We start from the raw sequence: 13,652 nt of genomic DNA, 5'->3' as shown, positions 1-13,652 counted from the left end.
CCCTCAGACGTAATCCCTGTACTTGTCGAGCAGGCGCACGGGCTTGGACAGCGCATCGCGGCGGAACGGATCGCCGAGTTCGCGCGTGCACATGATTTCGATGATCGTCGTCTTGCCCTCGTTCATCTGCATGTCGATCGCACGCTTGAGCGCCGGGCCGACGTCCTCGAGTTTGTCGACGACGATGCCTTCGGCCCCCATCGCACGCGCGATCGCCGCGAAGCTCTGGTTGTCGAGTTCGCCCGCGACGAAGCGGCGGTTGTAGAAGTCGACCTGGTTCTTCTTTTCCGCACCCCATTGCCGGTTATGGAAGACGACGGCCGTGACGGGGATTTGATGGCGCACGCACGTCATCGTTTCCATGAGGCTCATCCCCCACGCGCCGTCGCCCGCGTACGACACGGCCGGCCGATGCGGCGCCGCCACCTTCGCGCCGATGATCGTCGGGAACGCATAGCCGCAATTGCCCCAGCTCATCGCCGCGAAGAAGCTGCGCGGTTTATTGAAGCGCAGGTAGCTGTTCGCGACCGAGTTGATGTTGCCGATGTCGGTCGACACCATCACGTCCTCCGGCATCGCCTTCTCGAGTTCGCGCAGCACTTGGCGCGGATGCAGGTAATGGCCGCCGTTGAACGTGCGCTCTTGATTCTGCTCTTCGATCATGTCGAGGCTGTACGCGTCCAGTTCGTGCGTCCATCCGTCGAGCTCCTTCTCCCACGCGGCTTTTTCGGTCGCGATTTGGTCGGCACGCTCGCTGCGCGTGGCATCGCACGCTAGCGTGCGGTTCGCCAGACGCTGGGTGAGCGCGGTCGCCGAGGCTTTCGCGTCGCCGCAGATGCCCACCGAGATTTTCTTCACGAGGCCGAGCATCTTGTGATCGGCGTCGATCTGGATGATCTTCGCGTCCTTCGGCCAATAATCCATCCCATGCTGCGGCAGCGTGCCGAACGGCCCGAGCCGCGAGCCGAGCGCAATCACGACGTCAGCACGCGAGAGCAGCTTCATTCCCGCCTTCGAGCCCTGGTAGCCGAGCGGGCCGCACCATAGCGGATGATTGGCCGGAAAAGAATCGTTGTGCAGGTAGCTGTTGACGACCGGCGCGCCGAGCCGTTCGGCGAGCGCTTTGCATTCGTCGATGGCGTCGGCCATCACGACGCCGCCGCCCGAGATGATCACCGGGAATTTCGCCTGGGCGATCAGGTCGGCCGCTTCGTTCAGGCTTTGGTCGCCGCCGGGGCCACGATCGAGCTTACGCGGCTGCGGAATCTCGACCTTGATCTTGCCGTAGAAGTAGTCGCGCGGGATGTTGAGCTGGGTCGGGCCCATCTCGGCTTGTGCTCGATCGAAACAGCGCGCGGTGAACTCGGCCATCCGGGCGGGGTGCGTGACATGGCCCTGATATTTCGTGAATTCCTGGAACATCGGCAATTGGTTCGCTTCTTGGAAGCCGCCGAGGCCGATGCCCATCGTGCCGGCCTCGGGCGTCACCATCACGACCGGGCTGTGGGCCCAATAGGCGGCCGCGATCGCGGTCACGCAATTGCTGATGCCAGGGCCGTTCTGGCCGATCACGACACCGTGGCGGCCCGACACGCGCGCATAGCCGTCGGCCATATGACCGGCGCCTTGTTCGTGGACCACGGGGATGAGGCGGATGCCGGCCGGCGCGAAGATGTCCATCGCGTCCATGAACGCGGAGCCCATGATGCCGAACATGTCGGTCACACCGTTGGCGGCGAGGGTCTCGACGAAAGCTTCGGACGGCGTCATGTCTTGCGGGCCGCTGGCGGTCGCGTGCTTGGAAGTGGATTGGTCGCTCATAGGGTGTCTCCAGACCTCATTTAACGGAATACATTGTTCCAGATACTATGCAATGTCGAAGTTGGGTCAAGTCATTCCGTTTCCCGGTAGCGAATTTGGAATGAAATGAAATGATTCGTTTCAAAACGGCGTAGCTCGTGGAAGGCCGTCTACGCGATTACGTTTACGCGGCTTGCTTCGGCCGGTCCTTGCGGAATGCGCGTTTGACGGCGATCAGTCCGTCGCGGAACTCGAACAGGTCGCAGCCTTCGGCTTCGATGCGCCAGCCTTCCGCATGCGTGCCGGTGAATACCCACTCCGATACGCCGCGTTCGCCGGCCACGTAATGACGGCCATGGCCCCAATGCGCATCGGGGAACGTCTTGAACACGGCTTCGAACGCGGCGCGCACGGCGGCGCGGCCGACGAAGCGTGTGCCATGTATCTCGGGGCCGCCTGCCGCGTCGAACACGCAGTCCTCGGTCATGAAACCCATCAGCGCGTTCGCGTCGTGGCGGTTGAACGCGTCGGAAAACGCGGCGAGCGTGTCGGCCGTGACGGCGGAAGAGGCGAGGGGCGTGTTTGTCATGCGTGTCTCCATGCAAAGCTTTGGGATGGTGTCAGGCCGCGGATCGCCCGAATGCGCGGCGCGGCACAGTATCTATACGTTAATCGGCGCACGCTCGATGAGGTAGCGCCAGTTCGGCGGTTTCGCTTGGGCCAGCGGGAAGGTAGAAGGGCAAGCGCGCGGCTTACGAGAGGGGGAGAGAGAGGCTTACGGGCTGGACCCATAGGATCCTTTCGCCTGGCACTACCCTGTCCTTTATTGATTGACAATGCTTGACTAAACGGGCGAGCTTGCAAGCGAGTGCTAGGTGCAAGACCGAAGTCGGACATTGACAGCGCTGACTATACTTTCAGTCATAACTTTCAGTCGGCGGCGTGAAGCCGTGCGCTATTCGTCGATATCTTTTGTTAGTCGTATCAGTACCAAGCGACCTGCGCGATCCACGTGTTAATGCGATCCATGACATCGCAAAGCGCATTCGGAGCCGCGGGCACTGTATCTGGAACTTCAGGAGACGGCAGTGAGAGCACTTCCCCACGGCAAGACGATCAAGCATCGCATGGTGCCGCCGAGAGATCCGAGGATCAAGCTGCGCCGCGTTCGCGCGAGCATGAATTCATACGGATTGACGGCCGCGGTGCTGGTGATCTCGGTCGCAATATGGCAGGCGGTGTCGATGGCGGGGATCTTTCCCGCGTTCGCGCTGCCTTCGCCGGTTGCGGTATGGGTGTCCTTCATCGATATCCTGCGCAACGGGTACGGCGGACAGACATTGATCAGCGACGTCCTGATCAGTTGCTTTCGCATTGTCATCGGCTTTGTCGGCGCCATCGCGATCGGGGTACCGATCGGTCTCATGATGTCGCGCAACAAGATCATATTCGACCTCATCGACCCGTTGCTGCAGTTCGTCAGGCCGGTTCCGCCGCTCGCTTACATCCCGCTGCTCGTGGTTTGGTTCGGTATCGGCGAATTGCCCAAGGCGATCCTGATCCTCGTCGGCACGATTCCGGTCATCATCATCGGGACCATGTCGGGCGTGAAGAGCACACCGCCGCTGCGCATCGCGGTCGCCCGCACCTTGGGTGCCACCAACGCGCAAATCTTTCGCAAAATCGTCTTGCCTTCCGCGCTGCCCGAGATTTTCACCGCCATGCGCGTGGGGATCGGCGTGGCTTGGACCTGCTTGGTCGCAGCCGAGCTGATCGCGGCCAGCAGCGGGCTGGGTTGGCTCGTGCAGTTCGCGGGGCAAGCGCTGCAGGTTGCCGTCGTGATCGTGGGCATCGTCATCATCGGGGTGATCGGCTATGCCATGGAGTTGGTCATTCGCAAGCTCGAGAATTGGATCGTGCCCTGGCGTGGACATGATTGAGTTGAACCATCAGAGGAGACGAGTCGTGAAAACGAAATATGGGATTCAAGCCGCCACGGCGGTGCTGCTGGTAACGGGGTATTTCATCGCGGGCATGGCTCATGCCCAGAGCAAGCCTCAAGTCATCATCGGCTATGAGGACAACGGTGCCGATCCGTACATGGTGTCGATGGCGGAGCATTTGTTCGAACACCATATGAATGCCGACGTCGAGTACAAGCTCTTCAGCTCGGGGCCCGCGGCAATGAGCGCGTTGGCGTCGAACAGCCTGTCGTTCATGTGCGGTCTCGGCGTCCCCCCGCTCGTGACGGCGATCGCGCAGGGCTTGCCGATGACGATCGTATACAACCAGGAACGCTATACGAACGCGGCCGGGATCGTGGTCAAGCCTAACAGCGGTATCCACGACGTGGCCGGCCTGCAAGGCAAGAAGATCGCGATCGTGGCGGGCTCGCAGGCATCGTTCGAATTGGCTACGTTTCTCGCCCAGGCGCACGTGCCGTATTCGTCGGTGACGCAAATCAACATGGCGCCGCCGCAGATGCGCACCTCCTGGGTGACCGGCGCGATCGACGCGGCCATCGTTTGGGACCCGGTGTTTTCGGCACTGCGCGCGGCCGGCGGCAACGCGATCAAGACCGATGGCGATTTACCGCGCGGTGCGTCGAGCTACAACGTGTGCATCGCCAACGCCGACTGGGCGAAGAGCCATCCGGATCTCGTGCGTGGCTTCGTCGCCGCCCTCGACGACGGCTATCAGGTGACGCAGAAGGATCGCGATAAGGCGATCGCCGAGATGGCGCGCCAAACGGGTGTCACGGTACCCGTCGCGCAAAGCGAGCTTGCCGGCTACGAGCTTTTCTCCGGCGCGGACCAAACGACGCCGAAAGTCATGGGCAGCGGCGCGGGCGTGAAAACGTCGGCGACGTACGAAACCTTGGTCAATACCGCTAAGGTGCTCAACACGATCGGGCGGATTCAGTCGGTGCCGGCGAGTTTCGACAACAACGTCGCGCCGCAATATTCGCAATCGCTGGCTCATTGAGTCATTGAAAGACTATCCCCCAAGTTGGAGACGGACTTGAATATCGTCATCGATTCCCTGTACAAGACGTTCGGCGCCACTTCCGCGCTCGAGAACATCAATCTGCAATTCCAGGGCGGCGAATTCGTCACCGTGCTTGGGGCATCCGGCTGCGGCAAGACCACCTTGCTGCACTTGCTGGCCGGTCTGACGCAGCCCTCGCGAGGCGCCATCTATATCGACGGCGAGGTCAAGGACCAGCCCGGGGAAGACCGTGTCGTCGTGTTCCAGCAAGCCGGATTGTTTCCTTGGCTCAGCGTGGAGGAGAACATCGAGTTCGGTCTGTCGCTGCATTCGGTGCCCAAGGCTCAACGCCGGCTGGCATCGGCCGACATTCTGCGCACGATCGGGCTCGAGGCGTTCGCGCAGCACAAAACCTATGAGCTATCGGGCGGCATGCAGCAACGCGTGGCGATTGCGCGGGCGCTCGTCATGAAGCCCAAAGTCTTGCTGATGGATGAGCCCTTCGGGGCATTGGACGCGCAAACCCGCAGCGCGATGCAGACGTTTCTGACCGAGCTGTGGGACCAACTGCGGTGCACCATCGTGTTCATCACGCACGACATCGACGAAGCGGTTTTTCTCGGCACGCGTCTTGTCGTGCTCTCGTCACGGCCGGGGCGCGTGGCGCTCGATGTGCCGATCGAGTTGGAGCGCCCGCGTACGCCTGAAGTCGCGTTCGAGCCGCATTTTCTGGAGTTGAAGAAGCGCGCGATGGACATCCTCGCGCATTGAGCGGGCGCGCCGCGAAGCGATCCGTGCGCGTCGTTCGCGAGGCGCACGGGCTACCGTTGTAGCCAGCGCTACGCTTCGTTCATATGCAGCAGCGGTGCGAGGCGGGTGGCGGCTTGCTTCATCTGCGGCACGGCCTTCAGCAGATCGTCCAGCGTCGCGCGCGCGGTCGGCGCGTGCACCGCCAGCGCCGCGAGCACGTGTCCGTCGGCGGCTGCTCGAACCGGCACCGCCACGGCCACCATGCCGCGCACGAACTCCTCGTTGTCGATCCCGACGCCGCGCGCGCCGAGGCGATCGAGTTCGGCGGCAAGCAGTTGCGGCTCGGTCAGCGTTCGATACGTCATCTTCTTGAGCGTCAACTGCGCGAGCATCGCGTTGCGCTCGAGTGCCGTCATTTGCGACAGGAATAGCTTGCCGCTCGCCGTACAGTGCAGCGGCACGCGCATACCGGGCCGCATTTCGAGCCGCAACGGCTCGGTCGTCTCGACGCGCTCCACGTAGAGCACCGAATCGTTGTCGAGCGCGGTCAGGTTGCAGGTTTCGCCGAGCACGTCCACGAGCGCGCGCAGCACCGAGCGGCACGCGCGCGTGAACGTATTGTTCGCGAGCGCAGCCAGCGCGAATTGCGCGGCGCGCGGGCCGAGCGCGATGGCCCGATCATGGCCGCGCGAGTCCGGCATGTGCGTTACGTAACCGCGAGTTTCCAGCGATTCGATCATCCGCAGCAGCGTGGCCTTGGGAATATGCAGACGCGCGGACAACTGCGACAGCGTGTAGGGCTGTCCCGCCGCCGCCAGGGCATCGAGCACGGCCAGCGCGCGCAGGACGCGCGCATCGTCGGCCGGCGCGGCATCGGGCGGCACGGAAGCAGTGGCGTGCATGGATCTCCTCCGTTCCGAAATTGCCGTGTGAAAAAAATGAACCATTCTGTACCACATTGAAAGCGTGATCCCATTGGATCGGCTTGAATATGCTGGTTTATGCCTATAAAGATGGGACGAAACGTACAGGATTTTTAGTGTTCGCTTTCCCGGCGAGGCCAAGTCGCGCGCCGCACCGCGCGGCCGTGCCGCATGTCGCCGTGCTGGTCCAAGCGAATGCACGCCACTGGTTCTACCTGCGTGAAATTGGCCTACCTACACTTTCTTCGACAGATCTTAGGAGTCCTCATCATGGAATACAGCTCAGTCGAGCGGGCGACGAGCGGCTTCGCTACCGGTGCGTCGGCCGATCGACGCTACGATCCGACTTACGATCCGCTCGTTTCCCCTGGCCCCGGGCAAGGCAGGGAATATGCGCCGACGTATTGGGTCGCGACCGCTGGCACGCCGCCGCCCGACGACGGCCCGATCGTGAAAGACATCGACGTCGACGTCGCGATCATCGGCAGCGGTTACACGGGGCTCGCGACGGCGCTATGCCTCGCGCGCGAGCACGGCATCAAGGCGGTCGTGCTCGAGGCGAATCGTACGAGTTGGGGCTGCAGCAGCCGCAACGGCGGGCAGGCGCAGAACGCGTCGGGGCGCCTCACGCGTTCGCAGTGGGTCGAACGCTGGGGCAAGGACGTCGCGCTCAAGATGCACGACGAAATCCTCGAAGGATTCAATCACTTCAAATCGTTCTTGACCGAGATCGATTGCGACCCGCAGCCGGGTGGCCACTTTCTGATCGCGCATCGTCCTCGCATCATGGAGAAACTCGCCGCCGAGGCGAAGGTCTGGAAGGACGTGTTCGGCTACCCGTCCGAACTGCTCAGCGCGGAAACGTTCCGCCGCGAATTTTTGAACGATCACGAGGCGGCCGGCGCGCTGCACGAACCCGAAGGCATCGGCATTCATGCGGCGAAGCTTGCGTTCGGCTATCTGCGCCTCGCGCGCGCGGCCGGTGCCCGGGTTCATACGAGCAGCCCGGTGATCGGATGGGAAACCATCAACGGCGTTCATCATCTGCATACGCCCGGTGGCATCGTTCGCGCTCGGGCGGTAGGCATCGCGACCGGCGCGTATACGGCGCAGACGCTGCATCCGTTGCTGCGCAGCAAGGTGATGCCGATCCTGTCCAACTCGATGGTGACGCGTGTGCTCACCGAGGAGGAGATCAGCGCGTGCAATTTCCGCACGACGCAGGTGCTGACGGACACGCGCACGCTGCGTTTCTATTACCGCTTCCTGCCCGACCGGCGTCTGCAGATCGGCAGCCGTAGCGCGATCACCGGCCAAGACGCACCGAACCCGCGCCACTTGGATCTGCTGAAGGAAGGCATGGCGCGTAAATTCCCGGTGCTGCGCGGCGTGGACATCGACTACTCGTGGTGGGGCTGGGTGGATGTGAGTCACGACATGATGCCGCGGGTTTGCCAGCCCGATCCGAATCAATCGGTGTACTACGCGCTCGGCTACGGCGGCAACGGCGTCTCGTACTCGCAGCAGGCGGGCCGTAGGCTGGCCGAACGCATCGCGGGCAAGAGTGCGCATCTGACCTTGCCGATCTTCACGAGCCCGCTGCCGGGGCATCCGTTTGCGCCGTTCCGCCGGATCGGACAGCGCTTGCTTTACCTCGAGTACTTCAGGCGCGACGAAAAAGCTTGAGGCCAACGCCGGCCTGCCGCGCCGGCTCATTCATGCACGCCCGTCGCACAACGACTCGGGCGTCGCATCATCGATTACAAAACCAATAAGCCAATCCATGCGGTAAGGGCGCGGATGCCCTTGCACGCGCCGTCACAGGCGACGTTCGTATTCGCGCACGCATTTTCGTGCCGCGCGGACGGCGCACGAATTATTACGATATGGAGAAGACATGCAACCTTCGATGGATAGCAGCAAACTGAAGTGCGGGCTCAAGCAGCGGCACATGACGATGATCGCGCTCGGCGGCGTGATCGGCGCGGGGCTGTTCGTCGGCAGCGGTGTGGTCATTCAGCAGACCGGCCCCGCCGCCATCCTGTCATTCCTGATCACGGGCGGCTTGGTCGTGCTCGTGATGCGGATGCTCGGCGAGATGGCGTGTGCGATGCCTGCCGTCGGATCGTTCTACGAATATGCGCGGCTCGCCTTTGCAACCTGGCGCGGGCCGGGGCGGCTCGCCGGCTTTCTGACCGGGTGGATGTACTGGTATTTCTGGGTGATCGTGGTCGCGCTCGAAGCAGTTGCGGGTGCGAAACTCGTAGAGTTTTGGCTACCTGATGCCCCTGGGTGGCTCATCAGCCTCGTGCTGCTGGTTTTGCTCACAGCGACGAACCTGATTTCGGTTAGTAGCTACGGGGAGTTCGAGTTCTGGTTCTCGTCGATCAAGGTCGGCGCGATCATCGTATTTTTATTCCTTGGCGGCCTTTATGTATTGGGCCTTTGGCCCGCATCGATGCACACGACCGCGGTATTGCCGACGCTGCTCGGCCACGGCGGATTCATGCCGCGCGGCATCGGGCCGGTGATGAGCGGGGCGGTGGCGGCGACGGGCTTTTACTTCGGCGCCGAGATCGTAACGATCGCGGCAGCCGAGGCGCGCGAACCCGCGAAAGCCGTGGCCAAGGCGACGAACTCGGTGATCACCCGCGTGCTCGTGTTCTACGTCGGTTCGGTCGCGCTCGTCGTGGCGCTCGTGCCGTGGAATTCGGCGGCGATGTCCACCCCGTACGTCAGCGCGCTGCAAGTGATGGGTTTGCCAGCCGCGGCGAACATCATGAACGCAATCGTGTTGACCGCCGTGCTGTCGGCGCTCAATTCGGGCCTTTATGCCGCGTCGCGGATGTTGTTCGCGCTGACGCGCAACGGCGATGCGCCGGCCTCGCTGGCCAAGGTCAACAAGCGGGGCGTGCCCGTTCGGGCGATCCTGCTCGGCACGTTGTTCGGGTACGCATCGATCGTCATGTCATACGTGTCGCCCGATACGGTGTTCGCCTTCCTCGTCGATTCGTACGGCACCGTCGCGATTTTCGTCTACGTGTTGATCGCGTTTTCGCAACTGCGCTTGCGCAGCCGGCTCGAGCGTACGACCGAGCACGAACTGCGCGTGAAGATGTGGTGCTTTCCGTATTTAACGTGGCTCTCGATCGTCGGCATGATCGGCATCCTGGTGGCGATGGCGTTCATCCCCGAGCAGCGCAAGCCGCTATGGCTCGGCGTCGCGAGCTTGGGGCTGCTGTTCGTCGCGTACATGCTGTTCGTGCGTCGCCGCCAAGAACGGTTCGTCGACGAGCACGAACTCGCTACGTATCCGCCGCGTTGAATCGGCGCTGTGTGAACTATCGCACCGGCCGATAGTTTCGATCATCGAAAACGACTTTTTGCCGGCACCGGCTGCACGTAGCATAGACATACCGACGGGTCGGCTCCGTCCTCATCGAGGTTCGGCCGCCGCGCTCTCGCGAACGAGGAAGGACGATGGACCATCACGCGCGTACGCAGAACGAAAAGCTCGAGATCAAGACGACCACCTGTTATATGTGTGCGTGCCGATGCGGGATTCGCGTGCATCTGCGCGACGGCGAAGTGCGCTACATCGACGGCAATCCCGAGCATCCGCTGAACCAGGGCGTAATCTGTGCGAAAGGCTCGTCGGGAATCATGAAGCAGTACTCGCCCGCGCGGCTCACGCGGCCGCTCGTGCGCAAGCCGGGCACGGAGCGGGGCGAGGCGCAGTTCGAGCCGGTGTCGTGGGAGGTGGCGTTCGACATGCTCGAGAAGCGTCTTTCGCATCTGCGCGCGACCGATCCGAAAAAATTCGCGCTCTTCACGGGCCGCGATCAGATGCAGGCGCTGACGGGTTTGTTCGCCAAGCAATACGGCACCCCGAACTACGCGGCGCACGGCGGCTTCTGTTCGTCGAACATGGCGGCCGGGATGATCTATACGATCGGCGGCTCGTTCTGGGAGTTCGGCGGCCCCGATCTCGACCAAGCGAAGCTGTTCTTCATGATCGGCACGGCGGAAGATCATCACTCGAATCCGCTGAAGATATCGCTGTCGAAATTCAAGCGCGCGGGTGGGCGCTTCATCGCGATCAATCCCGTTCGCACGGGCTACGCGGCGATCGCCGACGAATGGATTGCGATCCGCCCCGGCACGGACGGCGCGCTGTTCATGGCGTTGATTCGCGAGTTGATCGAGCAGAACGCATACGATCGCGCTTTTGTCGAGCGCTTCACGAACGCGGGCGAGCTCGTCGATCTGCGCGAGGAGCGCGACACATTCGGGCTGTTCGTGCGCGATCCCGATGCACCCGAAGTCAATGCGCTGTTTCCGCAGAATCATCTATGGTGGGATACGCATACGAATCGCGCGGTACTGAATCACGCGGATGGCGCGGAGCCCGCGCTCGATGGGCGGTATGTGCTCGAAGACGGCACGCCCGTTACGCCGTCGTTCGCGCTGCTACGCGAGCAAGTCGCGCACTGCACGCCGCAATGGGCGGCGGAAATCACCGGCATCGCGGCCGATACCATTGCGGGGATCGCGCGCGAGATGGCGGCGGTCGCACGCGAGCAGCGAATCGTGCTGCCGATTCAGTGGACCGACTCTTGGGGTAAAACGCACGATACGGTCGAAGGCGCGCCGATCGCGTTCCATGCGATGCGAGGGCTCGCCGCCCATTCGAACGGCTTCCAGACGATCCGCGCAATGGCCGTGTTGATGTCGCTGCTCGGCACGATCGATCGGCCGGGCGGTTTCCGTCACAAAGCGCCGTATCCGCGCGCAGCGCCGCCGTCGGCCAAACCGCCGAACGATCCCACCGTGATCAAGCCGAACACGCCGCTCGCGTCGGGCCCGCTCGGCTGGCCCGCGGCACCCGGCGATCTGTTCGTGCACGAGGACGGCTCGCCGGCGCGCATCGACAAGGCGTTCTCATGGGAGTATCCGCTCGCGGTGCACGGGCTCATGCATTCGGTCATCACGAACGCTTGGCGCGGCGATCCCTATCCGATCGACACGCTGCTCATCTTCATGGCGAATATGGCGTGGAATTCGTCGATGAATCCGGGGCAGGTGCGCAAGATGCTCGTCGACAAGCGCGAGGACGGCGAATACAAGATTCCGTTCCTCGTCGTATGCGACGCGTTCGAATCGGAGATGACGGCATTTGCCGATCTGATCCTGCCCGACACGACCTATCTCGAGCGGCATGACGTGATGTCGATGCTCGACCGCCCGATCTCCGAATTCGACGGCCCTGTCGACTCGGTGCGCGTGCCGGTGGTGCCGCCGACGGGCGAATGCAAGCCGTTCCAGGAAGTGCTGATCGAGCTCGCGAGCCGGCTCAAGTTTCCGGCTTTCACGACGGCGGACGGCAAGCGCAAGTTCCGCGATTATCCGGACTTCGTCGTCAACTTCCAGACTTCGCCCAATTCGGGCACGGGCTTTCTGATCGGCTGGCGCGGCAAGGACGGAACGAAGGCCGTCGTCGGCGAGCCCAATCCGAAGCAATGGGAGCAGTACGCGAACAACAACTGCGTGTATCACCACCGGTTGCCGGAGTCGCTGCAATACATGCGCAACTGCAATGGCCCGTACATGCAGTGGGCTGTCGACAACGGGATGCGCAAGTTCGGCGTGCCCGTCGTCATTCAACTCTATTCGGAAGTGATGCAAACGTTCCGCCTCGCCGCGCAAGGCAAGACGAAAGGGCGCCAGCCGCCCGATCATTTGCGCGCGCGCATCGAACGTTATTTCGATCCGCTGCCGTTTTGGTACGCGCCGCTCGAGCAAGACGTGACCGATGTCGGCCACTATCCGCTGGCGGCGATCACGCAGCGGCCGATGGCGATGTATCACTCATGGGATTCGCAGAATGCCTGGCTGCGGCAGATTCACGGCGAGAACTATCTGTTCGTGAATCCCGCGATGGCGTCGAAGCAGGGCATCGAGGACGGCGGCTGGATCTATGTCGAATCGCCGTGGGGCAAGGTGCGCTGCCGCGCGCGCTACAGCGAGGCGGTCGAGCCCGGTACGGTCTGGACTTGGAACGCGATCGGCAAGGCAGCCGGCGCGTGGAATCTGGGCCCAGGCGCGGGTGAATCGCAGCGCGGCTTTTTGCTGAACCACGTGATTACCGACGAACTCCCGAGCGATATGCGCGCCGGCGAGCGGATGTCCAATTCCGATCCGATTACGGGCCAGGCCGGCTGGTACGACGTGCGCGTGCGGATCTATCCGGCCGAGGCCGATGCGACGACGACGCTGCCTCAATTCGCACCGATGCAGCCGATGCCAGGCTCGACGAGCGTGCTGCAGCGCGTACAGGCCTATTTCGCAGGCAAGGGCGAGTTCGCGGCGCGGTTGCGCCGGGCGAGCGGGTTTGACGGGACGCATGGCGGCTCGACGCTGAAGGGAGACGAACAATGACTCAGATGGCCCTCGTCATCGACTTGAACGTCTGTGTGGGATGCCATGCATGCGTGACGAGTTGCAAAGAATGGAACACTTCGGGTGAGGCGGGCAGCCTCTCGGATGTTCGCCCGTACGACGACGATCCGTCCGGCACGTTTTTCAATCGCGTGCAGACTTACGAAGCGGGCGTGTTTCCGATGACCGACACGATCCATTTCCCGAAGTCTTGCCTGCACTGCGAGGATCCACCCTGCGTGCCCGTATGCCCGACCGGCGCGAGTTATAAGCGCAAGTCGGACGGCATCGTGCTCGTCGATTACGACAAGTGCATCGGTTGCAAGTACTGCGCTTGGGCGTGTCCATACGGCGCGCGCGAACTCGACGAAGGCCGCAAGGAGATGACGAAGTGCACGCTCTGCGCCGATCGGATCGACAACGAAGCGCTGCCGGAACGCGATCGCAAGCCCGCGTGCGTGCTGGCGTGCCCCACGTCCGCGCGGATCTTCGGCGACATCCATGATCCGGAATCGGACGTGTCGCGTGCGATCCGCGAACGCGGCGGTTATCAGTTGATGCCGGAGTGGGACACGAAGCCGTCGAATCACTACCTGCCGCGCGTGAAGACCGAGCCGTCGTGCGGCTGCGGCAAAAGCGGCGGGTGCGGCAGCACCGCGGTAGCGGCGGACGAGTCGCTCGAAGCGCGGTTCGAGCGCGGCGAAATCGGTCTCGCCGCGTTGGCCGTGCAGCGCTGAGTCGTGGGACTCGGAT

At 62.8% G+C, this 13,652-nt stretch carries 10 protein-coding genes; 7 read left to right on the top strand and 3 right to left on the bottom strand.

The genetic code is table 11. The annotated features are described in order from the left end of the window. Positions 1 to 3 precede the first annotated feature (3 nt). Positions 4 to 1,821 (bottom strand): sulfoacetaldehyde acetyltransferase, encoded by a 1,818-nt coding sequence (gene xsc / locus J3485_RS11085; protein ID WP_206952510.1) that lies wholly within the window; start codon positions 1,819 to 1,821, stop codon positions 4 to 6. A 163-nt stretch (positions 1,822 to 1,984) separates the two neighbouring features. Continuing rightward, positions 1,985 to 2,389, bottom strand: a complete 405-nt coding sequence (locus tag J3485_RS11080) for a nuclear transport factor 2 family protein (RefSeq protein ID WP_206952509.1) — start codon at positions 2,387 to 2,389, stop codon at positions 1,985 to 1,987. Between the two features lie 499 nt (positions 2,390 to 2,888). Between J3485_RS11080 and J3485_RS11075 the strand changes: the two genes are divergently transcribed. Genes J3485_RS11075 through J3485_RS11065 form a run of 3 tightly spaced genes read left to right on the top strand, consistent with a single transcriptional unit; the run spans position 2,889 to position 5,559 of the window. After that, complete coding sequence (locus J3485_RS11075) at positions 2,889 to 3,740, top strand: ABC transporter permease (protein ID WP_309477006.1); 852 nt, start codon at positions 2,889 to 2,891, stop codon at positions 3,738 to 3,740. Between the two features lie 25 nt (positions 3,741 to 3,765). Further along, positions 3,766 to 4,785 carry a taurine ABC transporter substrate-binding protein gene (locus tag J3485_RS11070; RefSeq protein ID WP_206952508.1) on the top strand — a complete coding sequence of 340 codons (1,020 nt, stop codon included), beginning with the start codon at positions 3,766 to 3,768 and terminating at the stop codon, positions 4,783 to 4,785. A gap of 36 nt (positions 4,786 to 4,821) precedes the next feature. Next, the gene (locus J3485_RS11065; RefSeq protein WP_206952507.1) at positions 4,822 to 5,559 is read left to right on the top strand and encodes an ABC transporter ATP-binding protein; all 738 of its coding nucleotides are present in this window, start codon (positions 4,822 to 4,824) and stop codon (positions 5,557 to 5,559) included. Between the two features lie 68 nt (positions 5,560 to 5,627). Here the strand turns inward: J3485_RS11065 and J3485_RS11060 are convergent, their stop codons facing one another. Then, complete coding sequence (locus J3485_RS11060) at positions 5,628 to 6,440, bottom strand: IclR family transcriptional regulator (protein WP_206952506.1); 813 nt, start codon at positions 6,438 to 6,440, stop codon at positions 5,628 to 5,630. Between the two features lie 291 nt (positions 6,441 to 6,731). On the opposite strand from J3485_RS11060, the gene J3485_RS11055 reads away from it, so the two are divergent. The 4 genes from J3485_RS11055 (at position 6,732) to J3485_RS11040 (ending at position 13,636) form a co-directional block, all read left to right on the top strand. Then, the gene (locus J3485_RS11055; RefSeq protein ID WP_206952505.1) at positions 6,732 to 8,147 is read left to right on the top strand and encodes an NAD(P)/FAD-dependent oxidoreductase; all 1,416 of its coding nucleotides are present in this window, start codon (positions 6,732 to 6,734) and stop codon (positions 8,145 to 8,147) included. A 211-nt stretch (positions 8,148 to 8,358) separates the two neighbouring features. Then, on the top strand, positions 8,359 to 9,786 hold the full coding sequence (locus J3485_RS11050) for an amino acid permease (RefSeq protein ID WP_206952504.1): 1,428 nt from the start codon (positions 8,359 to 8,361) through the stop codon (positions 9,784 to 9,786). A gap of 155 nt (positions 9,787 to 9,941) precedes the next feature. After that, positions 9,942 to 12,899 (top strand): molybdopterin oxidoreductase family protein, encoded by a 2,958-nt coding sequence (locus J3485_RS11045; protein WP_206952503.1) that lies wholly within the window; start codon positions 9,942 to 9,944, stop codon positions 12,897 to 12,899. Then, positions 12,896 to 13,636, top strand: coding sequence for a 4Fe-4S dicluster domain-containing protein (locus J3485_RS11040; RefSeq protein ID WP_206952502.1), 741 nt, complete (start codon positions 12,896 to 12,898; stop codon positions 13,634 to 13,636). Before J3485_RS11045 ends, J3485_RS11040 begins: the two co-directional genes overlap by 4 nt. Positions 13,637 to 13,652: the final 16 nt, after the last annotated feature.

The sequence above is a fragment of the Trinickia acidisoli genome, assembly GCF_017315725.1.
Taxonomy (GTDB): Bacteria; Pseudomonadota; Gammaproteobacteria; order Burkholderiales; family Burkholderiaceae; genus Trinickia; species Trinickia acidisoli.
Note: the sequence above shows the minus strand (reverse complement) of the source record. Positions and strands in the feature narration are given on the sequence as shown.